General features: G+C 55.7%; 16 protein-coding genes. 9 read left to right on the top strand and 7 right to left on the bottom strand.

Annotated elements, in window-relative coordinates:
- Positions 1–400: 400 nt before the first annotated feature.
- The 3 genes from ACSF8X_RS01625 to ACSF8X_RS01615 form a co-directional block, all read right to left on the bottom strand.
- Positions 401–1,765: a YjiH family protein gene (locus ACSF8X_RS01625; RefSeq protein ID WP_500850567.1), complete on the bottom strand. Its 1,365-nt coding sequence runs from the start codon at positions 1,763–1,765 to the stop codon at positions 401–403.
- A gap of 299 nt (positions 1,766–2,064) precedes the next feature.
- Positions 2,065–3,420, bottom strand: coding sequence for a glutathione-disulfide reductase (gene gorA, locus ACSF8X_RS01620; RefSeq protein WP_047877693.1), 1,356 nt, complete (start codon positions 3,418–3,420; stop codon positions 2,065–2,067).
- A gap of 152 nt (positions 3,421–3,572) precedes the next feature.
- Positions 3,573–4,412, bottom strand: coding sequence for a 23S rRNA (adenine(2030)-N(6))-methyltransferase RlmJ (locus tag ACSF8X_RS01615; RefSeq protein ID WP_500850566.1), 840 nt, complete (start codon positions 4,410–4,412; stop codon positions 3,573–3,575).
- A 213-nt stretch (positions 4,413–4,625) separates the two neighbouring features.
- Here ACSF8X_RS01615 and prlC point away from each other — a divergent pair, with 213 nt between their 5' ends.
- The gene (gene prlC / locus ACSF8X_RS01610; RefSeq protein WP_500850565.1) at positions 4,626–6,668 is read left to right on the top strand and encodes an oligopeptidase A; all 2,043 of its coding nucleotides are present in this window, start codon (positions 4,626–4,628) and stop codon (positions 6,666–6,668) included.
- 344 nt (positions 6,669–7,012) lie between these two features.
- Here prlC and gppA read toward each other — a convergent pair whose 3' ends face one another.
- Positions 7,013–8,503 (bottom strand): guanosine-5'-triphosphate,3'-diphosphate diphosphatase, encoded by a 1,491-nt coding sequence (gene gppA, locus ACSF8X_RS01605; protein ID WP_500850564.1) that lies wholly within the window; start codon positions 8,501–8,503, stop codon positions 7,013–7,015.
- Positions 8,504–8,518: 15 nt separating this feature from the next.
- The gene (gene rhlB / locus ACSF8X_RS01600; protein ID WP_500850563.1) at positions 8,519–9,823 is read right to left on the bottom strand and encodes an ATP-dependent RNA helicase RhlB; all 1,305 of its coding nucleotides are present in this window, start codon (positions 9,821–9,823) and stop codon (positions 8,519–8,521) included.
- Between the two features lie 113 nt (positions 9,824–9,936).
- Between rhlB and trxA the strand changes: the two genes are divergently transcribed.
- From trxA to fre, 5 genes are all read left to right on the top strand, one after another.
- Complete coding sequence (gene trxA, locus ACSF8X_RS01595; protein WP_047877697.1) at positions 9,937–10,263, top strand: thioredoxin TrxA; 327 nt, start codon at positions 9,937–9,939, stop codon at positions 10,261–10,263.
- Positions 10,264–10,458: 195 nt separating this feature from the next.
- Entirely contained in the window at positions 10,459–11,724 is a 1,266-nt protein-coding gene (rho, locus tag ACSF8X_RS01590) for a transcription termination factor Rho (protein ID WP_047877698.1), read from the top strand.
- A 210-nt stretch (positions 11,725–11,934) separates the two neighbouring features.
- Complete coding sequence (ubiD, locus tag ACSF8X_RS01585) at positions 11,935–13,794, top strand: 4-hydroxy-3-polyprenylbenzoate decarboxylase (protein ID WP_500850562.1); 1,860 nt, start codon at positions 11,935–11,937, stop codon at positions 13,792–13,794.
- 46 nt (positions 13,795–13,840) lie between these two features.
- Positions 13,841–14,104, top strand: a complete 264-nt coding sequence (locus ACSF8X_RS01580) for a 2Fe-2S iron-sulfur cluster-binding protein (RefSeq protein ID WP_500850561.1) — start codon at positions 13,841–13,843, stop codon at positions 14,102–14,104.
- Positions 14,105–14,113: 9 nt separating this feature from the next.
- Positions 14,114–14,824: an NAD(P)H-flavin reductase gene (fre, locus tag ACSF8X_RS01575; protein WP_500850560.1), complete on the top strand. Its 711-nt coding sequence runs from the start codon at positions 14,114–14,116 to the stop codon at positions 14,822–14,824.
- A gap of 68 nt (positions 14,825–14,892) precedes the next feature.
- Here the strand turns inward: fre and ACSF8X_RS01570 are convergent, their stop codons facing one another.
- Both ACSF8X_RS01570 and ACSF8X_RS01565 read right to left on the bottom strand, forming a co-directional pair.
- Positions 14,893–15,774 (bottom strand): carboxylate/amino acid/amine transporter, encoded by an 882-nt coding sequence (locus ACSF8X_RS01570; protein ID WP_500850559.1) that lies wholly within the window; start codon positions 15,772–15,774, stop codon positions 14,893–14,895.
- Between the two features lie 216 nt (positions 15,775–15,990).
- Entirely contained in the window at positions 15,991–16,413 is a 423-nt protein-coding gene (locus tag ACSF8X_RS01565; protein ID WP_047877703.1) for a universal stress protein, read from the bottom strand.
- 282 nt (positions 16,414–16,695) lie between these two features.
- Between ACSF8X_RS01565 and ftnA the strand changes: the two genes are divergently transcribed.
- The 3 genes from ftnA to ACSF8X_RS01550 all read left to right on the top strand — a co-directional run bounded on the left by ftnA (position 16,696) and on the right by ACSF8X_RS01550 (position 18,851).
- Entirely contained in the window at positions 16,696–17,223 is a 528-nt protein-coding gene (gene ftnA / locus ACSF8X_RS01560; protein ID WP_047877704.1) for a non-heme ferritin, read from the top strand.
- 76 nt (positions 17,224–17,299) lie between these two features.
- A complete protein-coding gene (gene uspB, locus ACSF8X_RS01555) occupies positions 17,300–17,638 on the top strand; it encodes a universal stress protein UspB (protein ID WP_047877705.1) in 339 nt (112 codons plus the stop codon).
- Between the two features lie 106 nt (positions 17,639–17,744).
- Complete coding sequence (locus ACSF8X_RS01550) at positions 17,745–18,851, top strand: mechanosensitive ion channel family protein (protein WP_047877706.1); 1,107 nt, start codon at positions 17,745–17,747, stop codon at positions 18,849–18,851.
- Positions 18,852–18,877: the final 26 nt, after the last annotated feature.

Below are 18,877 nucleotides of genomic sequence, written 5' to 3'. Positions count from 1 at the left end.
CTCTACCGAAAAACGGTAAAAATCACCGTGACTATATAGGTCAACACTGCTGTCTTGTTATTGATGACAATCACAATTGCAGAATTATCTTGTCGAAATTTTGCTTCGTTTTGCAGCTATGTGCGGAGAGTGCTGAAGAAGTATTCTAAATGGAGGTTACAGCTCAGTATGAGGCGACTCTTCTGTGGTGCTTAAAAAGATAACCCGAGGAATTGTGTTGTCACATCTTCATTTTGAATTTTTATTCGTTTTTTATTCTTTGTACGGAATGGGATTGTCACGGTTCGGAGCAAGTGTAGCCGTGTGCGGGGAGGGGATATCGATTCGTTTGCTTGGCCTGGTGGCGCAATGTAAAAAGCCAGCGGCAAAGCGCTGGCTTTTTGTTGTCAGGCAGGGATTGTTAAAAGAACAAGTGTGCCATCAGCGTAATGACCGGCAGGGTGACCAGAGTACGCAGGATGAAGATCAAAAACAGTTCCCATGGTTTGACCGGGATTTTGCTGCCGATCAGCAGGGCACCGATTTCCGACATGTAGATCAGCTGGGTGACCGACATCGCGGCAATCACGAAGCGGGTCAGGTCGCTTTCGATACCGGAAGCCAGGATCGACGGCAGGAACATATCGGCAAAGCCGACCACGATAGTTTGCGAGGCCGCGGCTGCTTCTGGGATTTGCAGTAGTTCGAGGAACGGGATAAACGGCTTGCCGAGCAGGCTGAAAATCGGGGTGTTCTCGGCAATCACCAGTGCCGTGGTGCCAATTGCCATCACGACCGGCAGTACGCCGAAGATCATGTCGATGGCATTTTTCAGGCCTTCTGCCGCCACGGCGCGTAGGCTTTTTACCTCGGCGGCTTTCTCTAGGGCCTGTTCAAGGCCGAAGCTGAATACCGTTTTGCCTTCAGGCAGGGTTTCGCTGTCATTGTTCTCGATGGTACCGTCGATGAATCGGTCTTTCTTCCAAGATAGCGGTGGCAGGCGTGGTACGATCACGGCAGCCACTAGGCCTGCCAGACACACGGTCAGGTAGAACGGGGCAAACATGTGCTCGAGGTTAACCTGGGCGATGACCACCAGGCTGAAGGTGATGGATACCGCCGTGAAGGTTGTGCCGATCACGGCAGCTTCGCGTTCGGTGTAGATCTTGCTTTCATACTGCTTGCTGGTCATTAGCACGCCGACACTGCCGTCGCCGAGCCATGAGGCGATACAGTTGACGGCTGAGCGGCCGGGAAGGTTGAACAACGGGCGCATGATACGGGTAAACAGCGCGCCGACAAATTCTAGCAGGCCGAAATTGAGCAGCAGTGGCAGCAGCAGGCCGGCAAACAGGAAGACCGAGAACAGTACAGGTAGCAGGTCGTTGAGCACCAGCCCGCCAGTCGCGCCGTCATAGATCATTGCCGGGCCGACTTGGAAATAGCTCATCAGTACAAACAAGGCCCCAGTTTGCTGAACGACAAACCACGGTAGGCTAGGGTTTAGCAATCCGCTGAGAAAGGCACTATTGGTAACAAGGCGGGGCTTGCACAGTTTGGTGGCAATGGTGGCTGCAGCCGTCAGGGATATCGCTGCTGTGACGATCGTTGTCAGCATCCCCTCGAATAGGGTCTGTACTGATTTGGCCAGAATGGCAATGGGGATGGTAAGTGAGCCTTCGTAGCTGATTGGTGCCATGAAGAGGAATACACCAAGCAATGATGGCAAGGCGAACATCAACCAGCGGTTTTTCTTGCCGGCCTGAGTAAGAACCTGATCCTGCATGTCTGACCTTTTGTTGTGGTAAAGAGGTAAATAACGGCCTTATTCCCAAGGAATAACTATTCACTGATCGTCCATAATCAGGGAGGGGCAAGGTTACATTCTTTATTCAGCAATTGGAATTTTTTTCGCTGGTATTTGAGGGATTATGCAGTGGCAGGTTTTAGCTTGTATTGTTATCAATGGTTTATTGTTCTGCCTGAATAACTGTATGCACTTTATTTGCAGGAATAAAAAAAGGAGGCGTAGCCTCCTTTTTTCAATTTATCATCTCGAAAGCCCGTGGCCCTTGAGAGGATCGGTTAGCGCATGGTTACGAACTCTTCCGAGCCGGTCGGGTGAATGGCGACCACTGAGTCGAAGTCGGCCTTGGTTGCGCCCATCTTCATCGCGACGCCGAAGCCCTGGATCATCTCGTCAACGGTGTAGCCGATACCGTGCAGGCCAACGACTTTCTCGTCTTCGCCGGCACACACCAATTTCATCTTGCATGGTTGGCGGTGGCTGGTTACCGCGGTGTACATCGCGGTGAAGCTCGAGGTGTAGACTTTGACGTTGTCCTCGCCGTAAAGGGCTATGGCATCAGGCTCGCTCAGGCCGATAGTGCCAATTGGCGGGTGGCTGAAGACCACGGTAGGCACCAGCTTGTAGTCCATCTTGGCGTTAGGCTTGTTGTTGAACAGACGCTCGGACAACTGGCGGCCTGCCTTGACGGCCACTGGGGTCAGCTCGATACCGCCTTCCATGATGTCGCCGACACAGTAAATGCCGTCGATGTTGGTGCGCTGGTATTCGTCAACTTTGATGTAGCCGCGCTCGTTGGTTTCGACACCGGCTGCAGACAGGTTGATGGCTTCGGTGGCCGGGTGGCGGCCGATCGCCCAGATCAGCAGGTCGGTATTGTGCGACTCGCCGTTTTCGAAGTGCAGGGTCAGGCTGCCGTCGGCCTCCTTGACCACTTCTTTCGGTACCGAGTGGGTATGTAGGCTTGGGCCTTCGCTGTCCATGACCTCGACCAGAGTATCGACGATCATCGGGTCGAAGCTACGTAGCGGCGAACCCTTGCGAACGAACAGGTGGGTGTCGGTACCCAGCGCGCTCAGTACCCCTGCGATTTCAACGGCGATGTAGCCGGCACCGACAACGGCGGTGCGTTTTGGCTGCTCGGTGAGCTCGAAGAAGCCGTTGGAATCGATGCCGTGCTCGGCACCCGGGATAGCCGGGATAGTCGGTTGGCCGCCGACGGCGATCAGGATGTGGTCGGCAGTGTAGTGCTCGCCGTCAACCTCGACGGTCTTGCTGTCTACGAACTTGGCAAAGCCGCGGATCACTTCCACCTTGTTGTTGCCCAGCACGTTGTCGTAGGCGGTGTGGATACGGCTGATGTAGGCTTCGCGGCTCTCGACCAGCTTGGCCCAGTCGAACTGGTTGACGCTGACATCGAAACCGTAATCCTTGGCGTAAAGGTGCATCGCTTCTGCAATCTGCGCACCGTGCCACATCACTTTCTTCGGCACGCAGCCGACGTTGACGCAGGTGCCGCCCAGTGCTTTGGCTTCAATCAGTGCCACCTTGGCGCCGTACATCGATGCACGGTTTGCCGAGGCGATACCGCCGCTGCCACCACCGATACAGATGTAATCAAAATGCTTTGCCATGACTCTACTCCAATGATTTTTTATTTATTTGGTTGGAGCTAGTGTAATCAAGAACGGGGGGAGTTACGAGGGGGGATGATCGAGAAAATCAGATTGCGAAAAAGGCGGGGGAAAACCCCGCCTCTCGTTTGTTGTTGATGGCTGTCGTCGGCTTATTCCGGTACGACCCACTCGACCTTGCAGTGGCCGTGTGTCGGTGCAATGGCCTCTTTGAGCCACGGCAGGATTGCCTGCATCTGGCCTTCCAGCTTCCACGGCGGGTTGATCACAATCATGCCCGATGCGGTCATGCCACGCTCTTCAGTATCAGGCTCGACGCCCAGCTCGATTTGCAGGATCTTGCGGATGCCCAGCGCCTCGAGGCCGCTTAGCATCTTGTCGATATTGGCGCGGTAGACAACCGGGTACCAGATCGCATAGGTGCCGGTTGCCCAGCGCTTGTAGCTTTCGTCGATGGCTTTGACCACGTCCATGTATTCGTGCTTGAGCTCGTACGGCGGATCAATCAGCACAACACCACGGCGCTCTTTCGGCGGCAGGCTGGCCTTGAGGCGGGCAAAGGCATCTTCCTTGTAGATTTTTACTTGGCGGTCGCCACGGAATTCCTGCAGTAGCAGCGGGAAGTCGCTCGGGTGCAGCTCAGTCAGTACCATCCGGTCCTGATCGCGGATCTGGGCCCTGGCCACTTTCGGTGAGCCCGGGTAATAGCGTAGCTCGTCGCCCTGGTTGAGAACCTTGATCGCGTCGATGTAGCTGGCAATGTCGGCCGGGATATCGTCGCGCTGCCAGATCCGGGCAATGCCCTGCTTGAATTCGCCGGTTTTTTCACTGCGCTCGTCTTGCAGGTCGTAGCGGCCGACACCCGAATGGGTATCGTGGTAGACAAACGGCTTGTCCTTTTGCTTGAGGGCATCAAGGATCAGGCTTTGGACAATGTGCTTGACCACATCGGCATGGTTGCCGGCATGGAAACTGTGGCGGTAGCTCAGCATGGCTGGGATCTCGGCAGAAAAATGTGATGAGTTGGGGTCGTATTATGGCGAATTGGTACGGAATAGCCAGTATTGGCATGGATTTTCACCGCCCATGATGTTAATGGCAGGTTAAAATGGTAATATCGGTTCGTGACTTCTTGCCAGTAAAGGATTGAATTTGGCCTGATGAAGACACATTTAATAAGGGACAACATATTGAAGGAATAGCGCATGTCTAACCCATTACTCACCATGACGGATTTGCCTCCGTTTTCTCTTATCCAGCCTGAGCATGTCAAACCTGCGGTTGAGCAGGCGATTGCCGATTGCCGTGCAGCGGTAGAGACCGTGCTGGCAACCGATGCCGCGCCGAGCTGGGATACCATCTGCGTTCCGCTGGCTGAGGTCGATGATCGCTTGAGTCGTATCTGGTCGCCGGTAAGCCACCTTAATGCCGTAAAGAACAGCAATGAACTGCGTGAGGCCTATGAGAGTTGCCTGCCGATGCTGTCCGAATACAGCACTTGGCTTGGCCAGCATAAAGGCCTGTACGAAGCCTACAAGACGCTTAAGGCCGATGCCGGCTTTGCCGAGCTGAGCCTGGCCCAGCAAAAATCGATCACCGATGCACTTAAGGACTTCGAATTGTCCGGCATCGGTCTGCCAGCCAAGGAGCAGCACCGCTACGGCGAGATCAGCAAGCGCCTGTCAGAGCTGGCGTCTACATTCAGCAACAATGTCCTTGATGCCACGATGGGCTGGAGCAAATTGGTTTCCGACGAGGCCGAGCTTGGCGGACTGCCTGAATCGGCACTGCTGGCTGCCAAGGCGGCAGCCGAAGCCAAAGAGCAGGAAGGCTACCTGTTTACCTTGGACATTCCGTCCTACCTGCCGGTGATGACCTACTGTGACAACCGCGCCCTGCGTCAGGAAATGTATGAGGCCTTCGTGACCCGCGCGTCGGATCGCGGCCCGAATGCCGGCAAGTGGGACAACACCGAGATCATCGCCGAGAAGCTCAAGCTCAATCACGAGATCGCGCGGATGCTCGGTTTCAACACCTACAGCGAGAAGTCGCTGGCGACCAAGATGGCCGAGACCCCGGCTCAGGTACTCGGGTTCCTCAATGATTTGGCCAGCCGTGCCAAGCCTCAGGGCGAGCGCGAAGTGGCCGAGCTGCGTGAGTTCGCCGCCGAAGAATTCGGGGCGGCCGATCTGGAACCGTGGGACTTTGCCTTCTACGCCGAGAAGCTCAAGCAGCACCGCTACAGCATTTCCGACGAGGAGCTACGCCCTTACTTCCCAGAGCAAAAAGCTGTATCCGGCCTGTTTGAAGTCCTCAAGCGCTTGTTTGGTATGGATGTTAAGCAGCGCGAAGGCGTCGAGGTGTGGCACGAGTCGGTCAAGTTCTATGACATTTTCGATGCCAAGGGTGAGTTGCGCGGCAGTTTCTACCTTGATTTGTATGCCCGCGAACACAAGCGCGGCGGCGCATGGATGGACGAGTGCATGGTACGCCGAGTCCGTCAGGACGGCAGCTTGCAGCAGCCGGTTGCCTACCTGACCTGTAACTTCAACAAGCCGGTTGGCGGCAAGCCAGCGCTGTTTACCCATGATGAGGTCGTCACCTTGTTCCACGAAACCGGTCACGGTATCCACCATATGCTGACCCAAATCGACGTGCCAGCCGTGTCGGGGATCAACGGGGTGCCTTGGGATGCGGTCGAGCTGCCAAGTCAGTTCCTCGAGAACTGGTGTTGGGAAGAAGAGGCGCTGGCGTTTATTTCCGGCCATTATGAAACGGGTGAGCCGCTGCCGAAAGACATGCTCGACAAGATGCTGGCCGCCAAGAATTTCCAATCGGCGATGGGGATCCTGCGCCAATTGGAATTCGGCCTGTTCGACTTTACGCTTTACACCGAGTTCGACCCAGAGGCTGGTGCCAAAGTGCTAGAGACCCTGTTCGATATCAAGTCGCGGGTGTCCGTGGTGCCAAGTCCGGAGTGGGGCCGCTTCCCGCACAGTTTCAGCCATATCTTTGCCGGTGGTTACAGCGCGGGTTATTACAGCTACCTATGGGCCGAAGTTCTGTCAGCCGATGCCTACTCGCGCTTCGAGGAGGACGGGATCTTCAATGCCGACACCGGCGCGGACTTCCTGGACTGTATCCTAGAGCGAGGCGGCAGCGAGGAGCCAATGGCATTGTTCAAGCGCTTCCGTGGTCGTGAGCCGCAGATTGATGCGTTACTTCGCCATTCGGGCATCACGGGTTAATACACTGATTGGGCTGGCTCTTTCACCCCAGCCCTGCATCGGACATGCTCATTGATGGTTATCAACTGCGCGTGTCCTCTTTGTGCTGAGGCGAAATTTCTGCGCCTAATCAGACATTAACAGAGTGTGGGCGAGAGATATCAATTCCGCGCGCCCTCTTAGCTATGAAACGAAATTCCCGCGTCATAAATACGAAATTAGATCTGAGCGGGATGAGGTTTTGGCTTTAGTGCGAATTCGAGCTCTAGCCAAACTCCGGCGCTTGCTCTGCCAATTAGAACGTGGAACGAACCGATAATAAAAAAGCACCCATTGGGTGCTTTTTTTTGTTGGTGGTGCGGGAGTTACTCACTGGCAATGAGGGTCAGCGGCCAGCCCATGTCGCTCTGGCGGTTTGCCTCTTGTTGCAGCTCGGCATCGGTTAGCGGGTTGGCGGCCAGCCAGCTTGCCGGTAGGGTCAGGCTCAGCTTGTTGTCCGTAACGTCCAGCGTAAATGGCGGCTGGTGGCAGTGGTCGCGGCGATGGCACAGGATCACGGCCAGACGGAGCAGGCGCAATAGTCGGGTTGCGCTCGGGGCCGACAGGGCATGTTGCTCCGGCAGGCTGCTTAGCTGCTCACGGTAGCGACGCAGCAATTCGCCGATCAGGTGCTTCTGGGCCCGGGTAAAACCGGGCAGGTCACTATGGTGGATCAGGTAGGCGGCATGCTCGCCGCTCTTCTTGAATTCCACCATGGTGCCGATCTCGTGCAGACCTGCACAGGCTTTCAGTAGGTAGCGGGCTTGGGGCTCAAGTTGCCAGGCCGACTGGCAGGCATCGAGCAGGTTGAGCGCGGTACCGGTGACTTCGGCTGCATGGTCGGTGTCGAGCTGGAAGCGATTTTGCAGACTGGCCAGCGTGCGTTCGCGAACATCATGGTGGCGCATCTGGGTCATCATGTCATAGACCATGCCTTCGCGCAGGGCACCGCCAGCAAGGGTCATCGATTCAATGCCGAGCGATTCGAAAATCGCGATCAGGATAGACAGCCCGCTTGGGAAGACCAGAGCGCGCTCGAGCGTCAGGCCCTCGATATCGAGATCTTCCAGTCGCTCGTATTGCATGGCTTGGCGTTGCATCCGCTTGAGTTTGGCGAGGGTGATGATCTCGTCCATTCCTTGGGCCAGCATAATTTCCTGCAGGGCCTGGACAGTACCACTGGCGCCGACACAGGTCGTCCACCCTAGAGTCTGGTACTGCTCAACGATAGGGCTAATCGCTGCCTTGGCTGCGGTAATGGCCGTATCGAAGTTGGCTGCCGTCAGCGCGCGATCCTTGAAGTAGCGTTCGAGCCAAGTGACACAGCCGATCTTGAGGCTGGTCAGGGCGCTGGCATCGAACCCTTCGCCGATAATGACTTCGGTACTGGCTCCGCCGATGTCGACGACAAGACGCTTGCCGCAGCCGCCGGAGGTATGGGCCACGCCCTGATAGATGATCCGGGCCTCTTCCTCACCGGGAATGATCTGGATCGGGTAACCGAGAATCTTCTCGGCCTTGGAAAGAAAGGCATTGGCGTTAACCGCAGTACGAAGCGCTGCGGTACCGACGATGCGGATGTTTGCCGCTGGGATATCTTGCAGGCGTTCGGCAAACAGGCTCAGGCAGTCCCACCCCCGTTGCATGGCATCAAGGCTAAGCTCGTTGTTGCTGTTCAGTCCTGCCGCCAGGCGGACTTTGCGTTTGATCTTGGCCAGTGTCTGGACGGTGCCAGCGATGTCTCTGACAATCCACATATGGAAGCTGTTAGAGCCGAGATCAATCGCGGCATACAAGGGTGATACTGTTCTTTCCATGGTCATATCTACCGGTTACTGCTGTTTGTTTTGCTGTGGACGGCGACGGCCGCGCTGGCGTGACTGTCCTTGGCGTGACGAAGAGCCGTTACGGCGGCCGCCGCTCTGACGTGGTGAGCGTGGGACGTGAACCGGTGGTGGCAAATCGTCGAGCAGGGCATCCGCATTGTACTTTGACAGTGGGATTGCATGCTCAATATAGGTTTCGATCGCTGGTAGGTTGATCGCGTACTCTTCACAGGCGAAGCTGATCGAGTGGCCGCTGGCCCCAGCTCGGCCGGTACGGCCGATACGGTGGACGTAGTCCTCGGCATCGTCAGGCAGATCGTAGTTGAATACGTGTGTCACCTGCGGGATATGCAGGCCGCGTGCCGCCACATCGGTGGCAACCAGTACGTCCAGCTCACCTTGGGTGAATTGTTCCAAAATACGCACGCGCTTCTTCTGCGGTACGTCGCCGGTCAGCAGGCCGACACGGATCTGGTCTGCCATCAGGTGCGCCCAGATGTCCTCGCAGCGGTGCTTGGTGTTGGCAAACACGATCGCGCGATCAGGCCATTCTTCTTCCAACAGGGTCTGCAGCAGGCGCATTTTGTCCTGGTTGGACGGGTAGAACAGCTCTTCTTGAATGCGGTGGCCGGTCTTCTGCTCAGGCTCTACCACAACGCTTGCCGGATCGTTCATGTGCTCGAACGCCAGTTCTTTTACGCGGTAGGACAAGGTGGCCGAGAACAGCATGTTCAGACGCTCAGTCGGCGCAGGCATACGGCGGAACAGGAAGCGGATATCTTTGATGAAGCCAAGGTCGAACATACGGTCGGCTTCGTCTAGCACAACAGCTTGAATCGAACTCAGGTCGATAACGCGCTGCTTGAAGAAATCAATGATCCGGCCGCAAGTGCCGATCAGGATATCGACGCCATCTTCCAGAATTTTCTGCTGTTTTTCGTAGGCTTCGCCGCCATAGGCCAGGCCTGCGGTCAGTCCGGTGCTTTCAATCAGCGGCTTGGCATCGTTATAAATCTGGATGGCCAGCTCGCGGGTTGGTGCCATAATAATGGCACGGGGATGGTTTTGTTTGCGTCCCTCTTTGGCTGGCGTTAGCAGCAAATGGTTAAAAGTCGCGGTCAGGAAAGCTAGGGTTTTCCCTGTACCCGTCTGGGCTTGACCTGCAATATCACGGCCGGAGAGCACTACCGGCAATGCCTGCGCCTGGATAGGCGTACAACTGTGGAAACCATGGGCTTCCAGTCCTTGTAAAACCTGAGGCTCTAGCCCCAGATCGGCAAATTTTTGCTCTGTGATGTGAGTCGTCTTCATTCGTATAGAATATCAGCTTAGGGTTGCATTACGAAACGGATTCCATTCAAATAGGGCATCGATTTGCTGGTTAAAATCAAATCAGCTAAGAAAATCAACCATTGGAGTGGAAGATGAGCGACAAGATTGTGCAGCTGACAGACGAAAGTTTCGAAAGCGACGTAATTAATGCTGCAGGCCCGGTACTAGTCGATTTCTGGGCAGAATGGTGTGGTCCTTGCAAAATGATCGCCCCTATTCTGGACGAGATCGCTAACGAATACGAAGGCCAGCTGACGATTGGTAAACTAAACATCGACCAGAACGCGGCAACCCCACCAAAATTCGGTATCCGCGGTATCCCAACTCTGCTACTTTTCAAAGACGGCAGCGTGGCGGCGACCAAAGTCGGTGCGCTTTCCAAGAGCCAGCTGAAAGAGTTCCTAGACGCGAACCTGTAACAGCCGGTGTCGAACCATGCACAATTTCTCAGTTGTGCATGGTTTGACAAACGTCTATGCTAGACGGATACGATCATTGGTGCTAACTTATTGCACGTATACTTCAGTATCGTTCATTCCTTGACCAGCCCTATAGGTCAACTTCATCTCAACCAATATAGAACCCCAATTTTGACTGACAAGAAACCCACCACTATGAATCTAACTGAATTGAAAAACCAACCTATTTCACAGTTGGTTGCGCTTGGCGAAAGTTTAGGACTGGAAAACCTAGCGCGTTTGAGAAAACAAGATATTATCTTTGCAATTCTCAAGCAGCATGCGAAAAGTGGTGAGGACATTTTTGGCGATGGTGTTCTAGAGATTCTGCAAGACGGCTTCGGCTTCCTTCGCTCTGCAGACAGTTCTTACCTTGCTGGTCCCGACGATATCTACGTTTCTCCTAGCCAAATCCGCCGCTTCAACCTTCGTACCGGTGACACCATTTCCGGTAAAATCCGCCCGCCGAAAGATGGCGAACGTTACTTTGCCCTGCTGAAGGTTAACGAAGTTAACTACGACAAGCCGGACAATGCCCGTAACAAGATCCTGTTCGAAAACTTGACTCCGCTGCACGCTAACGAGCGTATGCGTATGGAGCGTGGCAACGGTTCTACCGAAGATATCACGGCGCGCGTACTGGATTTGGCATCGCCAATCGGTAAGGGCCAGCGTGGCTTGATCGTGGCACCGCCGAAAGCCGGTAAGACCATGTTGCTGCAGAACATCGCCCAGAGCATTACCTACAACCACCCTGAGTGTGAGCTGATGGTACTGCTTATCGATGAGCGTCCTGAAGAAGTGACCGAGATGCAGCGTCTGGTTAAAGGTGAAGTGATTGCCTCTACGTTCGATGAGCCAGCTTCTCGTCACGTACAGGTTGCCGAGATGGTGATCGAGAAGGCCAAGCGTCTGGTTGAACACAAGAAAGACGTGGTTATCCTGCTTGACTCTATCACGCGTCTGGCTCGTGCTTACAACACCGTTATCCCATCATCAGGCAAGGTTCTGACCGGTGGTGTGGATGCTAACGCCCTGCACCGTCCGAAGCGTTTCTTCGGTGCGGCACGTAACGTGGAAGAGGGCGGCAGCCTGACTATCATCGCAACGGCGCTGGTTGATACCGGTTCTAAGATGGATGAAGTTATCTACGAAGAATTCAAGGGTACAGGTAACATGGAACTGCACCTGTCACGCAAGATTGCCGAGAAGCGCGTCTTCCCTGCGATCGACTTCAACCGTTCGGGTACCCGCCGCGAGGAGCTGCTGGCCAAGCCGGACGAGCTGCAGAAGATGTGGATCCTGCGCAAGATTGTCCACCCAATGGGCGAGACAGACAGCATGGAATTTTTGATCGACAAGTTGGGCATGACCAAGACCAACGACGAGTTCTTCGATGCGATGCGTCGCCAGAATTCATAATTTCACGCTGTGATCACAGATTGTCAAACGCCACCCCCGGGTGGCGTTTTTTATTGCCTGTCCATTGGGCATACTGCTATGAATTGCTGTTCGATTGCTGGATTGTTGCGAGTAGACTCCAGCTTGGGGTAAGTTGGGTATAATAATCATTTTCGCTCCTTCATGCAGATACTGGGAGGGGGCGTTGTCGGACATGGGTAACAATCATCGATGAAATTCAAGGATCTGCGCGACTTCATTGCCTATCTTGAGCAGGAAGGGCAACTGAAGCGAATCAAGCAGCCGGTCGATCCGGTTCAGGAAATCACTGAGATTTGCGATCGCACCCTACGGGCGGGTGGACCGGCATTGCTGTTTGAAAACCCTGTGGGCTATGGCATGCCGGTACTGGCCAACTTGTTCGGCACTCCGGGGCGGGTAGCCATCGGGATGGGGCGGCATGATGTCCGGGAGTTGCGCGAGGTGGGCAAGCTGCTGGCCTATCTCAAGGAGCCCGAGCCGCCGCGCGGTTTCCGTGATGCCATCGACAAGCTCCCGCTGTTCAAGCAGGTGCTGAACATGCCGGTAAAACGGCTGCGCAAGGCTCCGTGCCAGGAGGTGGTCTGGCAGGGCGACGAGGTGGATCTCGACAAGATTCCGGTGATGAGTTGCTGGCCGGGGGATGTTGCACCACTGCTGACCTGGGGGCTGACGATTACCAAGGGGCCGCACAAGAAGCGCCAGAACCTCGGTATCTACCGTCAGCAGAAGCTGGGCAAGAACAAGGTGATCATGCGCTGGTTGGCCCACCGTGGCGGCGCGCTGGATCTGCGTGACTGGATGGAGACCCATCCCGGCGAGCCGTTTCCGGTGACAGTGGCGTTCGGTGCCGATCCGGCAACAATTCTCGGGGCCGTGACCCCTGTGCCCGATACCCTGTCGGAGTACGCCTTTGCAGGCCTGCTGCGGGGTTGCAAGACCGAGGTGGTGAAGAGCCTCAGCAATGACTTGGAGGTACCGGCCAGTGCGGAAATCGTGCTGGAAGGATATATCGATCCGAATGAGTTTGCCGATGAAGGGCCATACGGCGATCACACCGGTTACTACAACGAGGTGGAGCGTCATCATGTGTTCACTATCACCCATGTCACGATGCGCCGCGATCCGATCTACCACAGCACCTATACCGGCCGTCCGCCCGATGAGCCAGCGGTGCTGGGCGTCGCGTTGAACGAAGTGTTCGTGCCGATATTGCAAAAGCAATTTCCGGAGATCACCGATTTCTACCTGCCACCGGAGGGGTGCTCCTACCGGATGGCGGTCGTCACCATGAAGAAGCAGTACCCGGGTCATGCCAAGCGCGTGATGATGGGGGTGTGGTCGTTCCTGCGTCAGTTCATGTACACCAAGTTCGTGGTGGTATGTGACGAAGATGTCGATGCCCGCGACTGGGGCAGCGTGGTCAAGGCGATGGGCGGCCATATGGATCCGGCTCGCGATACCCTGGTTATCGACAGCACGCCGATAGACTCGCTGGATTTTGCCTCGCCGGTGGTGGGGCTGGGCTCTAAGATGGGGGTGGACGCTACCCGCAAATGGGAGGCCGAAATTGCCCTGGGTGGCGAGGTGGCTTCCCCTGCGATGCTAGCGCCAGAGGCGCTGGTCACTGCGGTGCGCGGGGCCTGTCCTGAAATTATTGACCTACACTTGCCCGATGGCGAAGGCAAGATGGCCATCGCGACGGTAAACAAGCAGGCAGCCGGTCTTGGGCCGGATCTGCTGGCTCGGATGTGGGCGGCTGCGGGTGACACCGGTGCATTGGCTCTGGTTATTCTGTGTGATGCCGGTGACGTCAACGGCCGTGATTGGAATGATGTGATCTGGGCGGTGACGACGCGGATGGATCCGGGGCGTGACAGCTTGATCGTGCCTGATGCCAATGGCGGTTCGCGTATGGGGTGGGATGCAACCAACAAGTGGCCGAGTGAAACCGGTCATCACCCGCGCGAGTGGGGGACGCCTATCAGCAAAGATCCGGCGGTTGTTGCCCGGGTCGATGCGATGTGGGATTCTCTTGGGATCCCCGGATAATAACGAATACGCTGCCCGGGTCTGTCTGGGCAGCTAGAGAAAACCTATGTACCAAGTGCGCCTGCTGCCTCATGATATAACCTTTAAGACTGACGGGGACGACTCCGTCCTTGAGGCTGCGCTCAACGCAGGCATTGCGTTTCCCAACCGCTGTCAGGTCGGGGCGTGTGCCATGTGCCTGTGCCGCAAACTGCAAGGCACTGTCCGCTACCAGCTTGAACCCATGCTCACCGAGCGTGAGCAGGAGGGAGGGTGGATTTTTGCGTGCCAGGCAATGGCAACCAGTGACTTGGTACTCCAGCTAGATTAGAGGAAGAGAATGTCCATCAAGTGTGAAGTAACGTCGGTCGAGCCTGTGGCCTGCCATACCTACCGTATCCTGCTTAAGCCCGAGCAACCTGTTCCGTTCAAGGCGGGTCAGTACCTGCTGGCGGTGATGGGCGAGAAAGACAAGCGTCCATTCTCCATTGCTAGCAGCCCGTGCCGCGACGGTGAGTTGGAGCTGCATATCGGTGCGGCCGAGCACAACGCCTACGCGATGGAGGTGGTTGAGGCTATGCGGGCAGCGTTGGACAATGGCGGAACGGTTGAGGTTGAGGCCCCGCACGGTGAGGCATGGGTGCGTGCCGACAGTGACAAGCCACTGCTGCTGATTGCAGGGGGAACCGGATTTTCTTACGTGCGCAGTATTTTGGATAACTGCCTGAGCCGAGGTGTCTCGCAGCCGATTTTCGTTTACTGGGGCGGTCGTGATGTGTGTCAGTTGTACGCCAACGATGAACTGGCTGAGTTGGCGGCCAAACACACCAACCTGACCTACGTGCCGGTGGTGGAGAATGCCCCGGCCGATTGGCAAGGCAAGGTCGGTAATGTGCTGGAAGCGGTCTGTGATGATTTCGTGAGCCTGTCGGCCTACGATATCTATATCTGCGGCCGTTTTGAGATGGCGGGTGCGGCCCGTGAGATGTTCTCGGCCGAAAAGGGTGCCGAGCGCGAGCGGATGTTCGCCGATGCCTTTTCGTTTATTTGATCCCATCGGTTGAGTCATAAAAAAAGCGAGGCCCTGGCCTCGCTTTTTTGTGCCCATGACATGGGCGATTAGGCTTTGTTGATAGCCTTTTGCCGTTGTACCCGCTTGACCCAGGTCTCGTTGAGCCACAACGAGGCCATGATGATCGCCCCGCCGAGGATCAGGCGCGGGTAGTCGACGTCGCGGTTCCAGATCACGATGTTGACGATAAGGCCGGCCGGGACCAGGGCGTTGTTCATGATCGCCAGTGCGCCGGCGTTGACAAGGGTAGCGCCTTTGTTCCACAGGTAATAGCCAAGCCCCGAAGCGACGATGCCGAGATAGACGAGGATCCCCCACTGGGTATCGGTGGTCGGCAGTTTGTCGGTGTTGCCAAAGAGCAGGAACATCGGCAGGGCGACGCAGACCGCACCGAGGTAGAACAGGCCGAACACCGTATGCTGTGGCAGGTCGGCATTTTCCTTTTCCATTGTCAGTTTGTAGCCGACCTGACCGATGGCAAAGCTGAGGTTCGCCCCTTGGACGATCAGGAAGCCGGTAATGAAGTTCTCGTTGATCCCCTCGAATTTGATCACCGCAGCCCCGAGTACGGCGATGGCGGCGGTGGCCAGGTACCATGCCGAGAATCGGCGGTGCAGCAAATCGTAGATCAGGGTGACGTAGATTGGGGTGAAGATGGTGAACAGCAGGACTTCGGGCACGCTGAGGTAGAGGAACGACTGATAATAGAAGCAGTACATGATCCCTAGCTGGAAGGCGCCGACAGTCATCAGCTTGAGGACCAGTGCGCGGTGCAGGTGCTGGCGGCGCAGGAACGGCAGAAACACCAGTGCTGCGAGGCAGACCCGGGTCAGCACCGAGAACCAGCTGTCAACTTGGCCGGCAAGGTAGACGCCGATCAGGCTGAAGGAAAAGGCCCACAGTAGGGTGACGGCAGAAAGATATCCCATAGCATTCTTCGCGGTAGTGGTGGATTGACGGCCGCTAGTGTAGCGAATTATGGCGTTATTCTACATGCCAGCGCGACAGGGAGGGGGCTGGTAGGAGCAGACAGTGATCGCCCCCGGCGAGATCGGCGTAACGTGTTAGGTGATGAAACGAAAAGGGCGAGCCTCCCTGTTCGGTGGCTCGCCCTTGCAAGATTCGTTATTGAGAAAGGGTCAGGCTTATTTCAGCGGCACCATCAGCATGTCGACCGGTGAGCGGTTGATCAGCTGCTTGGCGGAGCTGAGGATTTTGCTCCAGAAGTCCTGGTGATGGCCACAGACAACCAGTTCGATGTCCAGCTCCTGAATGGCATGGCAAATTTCGTCGCTCAGATCACCGCTGCCGACCAGGGTGTGCGCGACTGGGCAGTTGGCCTTGTCGGCGAGGGCCTGAAGCTGTTTCTGGGCGTCGTCGGCCATCTTGTGCTGGGCGTCGGCCAGGTTGATGTCAATTAGGCCGGTATAGAGCTCGGCGTAGTTTACGTCGATGTGGATCAGCGACAGCTTGGCATCGAGGGCATTGGCCAGTTCGGCGGCTTTGGTGACGAGGGTGAGGCTTTCATCTGACAAGTCGATGGCAACCAGAATGTGTTTGTAAGCCATAGCTTGTACTCCTTGACCTAGGGTTGTTGGTTTTATGCTATCACCGGGTATGGTGAAAAAACATTACTCGGATCGCATCTTGGTAACCGTGGTTGTGGCAGTGTGAGCAAGGGAAATGGCTGAAACTTCAGGCTTATTGGCATGCCTTCATCAAGCTGTCCATGCACCCCGTTGCCATCCGTTGAGTTGCATTCTCAGTGGGGCGTTGTGACAATGAGGTAAAGACCGATTTCGTTCCAGTTGGCGAGATTGGTATACACTAGAATAGAAAGGAGTAGTGAGATGTTAGCTCAGACAATGGTAGAAAAGCTCAACGAGCAGATTAATTTGGAATTCTTTTCCTCTAATTTGTACCTGCAGATGAGTGCGTGGTGCGAGGACAAGGGTTTTGAAGGGGCCGCTGAATTCCTGCGCGTCCATGCTGCTGAAGAGATGACGCACATGCAGCGCCTGTTTACCTATGTGAGCGAAACGGGTGCCTTGCCTATTCTGGGGGCGATCGACGCACCCAAGCATGAGTTTGCCTCGTTGGGTGATGTATTCCGCGAAACGTATGAGCACGAGCAGCTGATCACCGAGAAGATCAACAAGCTGGCGCATGCTGCTTTTACCAGTCAGGACTACTCGACGTTTAACTTCTTGCAGTGGTATGTCGCAGAACAACACGAAGAAGAAAAACTATTCAAAGGCATTTTGGACAAGATTGAGTTGGTGGGTGAAGACGGCAAAGCCCTGTTCTTCATTGACAAAGACTTGGCAGCGATGGCCAAGGCTGAATCGACGTCTGTGATGGATACCACAGCAGGCTGATCAGGGACGGGGACATGCTTGCCATGTCCCTATTCATATCGGGTTAGCCGCTGGATATTGTTTGTTGGGGGCAAATATGATTAGTGGTGATGCTCTTGTTCTTGCACTTTTTTTAGTGGCAGTTGTTAATGTTTCTCGTTATGTCAGCACGTTGCGAACGTTGTTGGCCGTGATGCGCGAATGTGACCCTCTTCTTTACCAGCAGGTCGACGGGCGTGGTTTTTTCTCCTCTCAGGGGAATGTGTCCAAGCAGATCCGCCTGTTCCACTATATCCGCAGCCAGCAGTACCAAAAACACCATGATCCTGTATTTATGGAAAAATGCGTCAAGGTACGGCGTCTGTTTGTGCTGGCCAGCACCTACCTCATGGTGTTTTTCATCTCAATCTTTGTCGTTGCCTATCTTGGGATTTAGCGACAGCCCGAGCTCGGCCCAACGAATTGGCCTGCCGGGCTTGCGATCCTTTTAGGGGCACACTACCTTAGCAACCCAAAGACATTTGACTAGTCATAAGGTTGCGATGAATCGTATATATCAATGGTGGGAATCCCTGCACCAAGGCGTCAGCCAAGACTGGATGGGCAATGTTGGCCTGCTGCTACTGCTCAGTGCCTGTCTGTGGGCCGGTTGGCAGCTGCTGATGCGGCATTTGCTGCGGGCCACTGCCAAGACCCGCCTGATCTGGGATGAGGCTCTGGTTGAGGCTGTTAGGCGGCCGGTTAGTTGGCTGATCTGGTTGTGGCCAGCGGCGTTCTCTCTAGGGGTGCTGATCGAAAACACCTCGACCCATTCTGGTGCGTTTCTTGACACCCTGCGCCAGTTGATGCTGGTGTGGACGGTGATCTGGGTGCTGCTGCGGTTGATCAGCAACGCCGAGGAGGCGATGAGCCGGACCGCGAAAGACGCCACGACGATTGCCGCCGTGTCGAAGGTGCTGCGCCTGACCGTGATGGTGATCGGTGGGTTGGCCATGATGCAGAATTTGGGCTTGAGCCTGTCGGGGGTATTGACCTTCGGTGGGGTCGGCGGCCTGATTGTCGGTATGGCGGCCAAGGACTTGCTGGCAAACTTCTTCGGGGCGGCGATGATCTACTTCGACCGCCCGTTCAAGTTGGGCGACTGGATCCGCAGTCCCGATCGTCAGATTGAGGGTACGGTTGAGAAAATTGGCTTTCGGGTCACCATGATCCGGACATTCGACAAGCGCCCGCTCTATGTGCCCAACTCGGTGTTCAGCTCGATTGTGGTCGAGAACGCCTCGCGGATGCTCAATCGCCGGATCAAGCAGACGGTCAGCCTGCGCTACCAGGATGCGGACAAAGTCGCGGCGGTGGTGAAGGACATCAAGGCGATGCTGAGCCTCCATCCCGATATCGATACCACTCAGACCCTGATCGTCAGTTTTGACAACTACGGCCCGTCGTCGCTCGATATTCTGGTGTATACCTTCACCAAGACCGTTGCTTGGGTCGAGTACAAGGAGGTCCAGCAGGACGTGATGCTGAAAATCGTCGAGATCGTCAAAGAGCATGGCGCCGATTTTGCCTTCCCGACCATGACATTGGATCTACCGGAGCCTGACGGCATGCTGCAGGCACAGCCTGTCCCGGGGCTCAAGCAGGGATAAGCCGTTGCCTTCGGGCGTGGTACGCA

The organism is Photobacterium panuliri (assembly GCF_059920555.1).
This window is presented reverse-complemented; position numbering and strand designations above follow the sequence as displayed.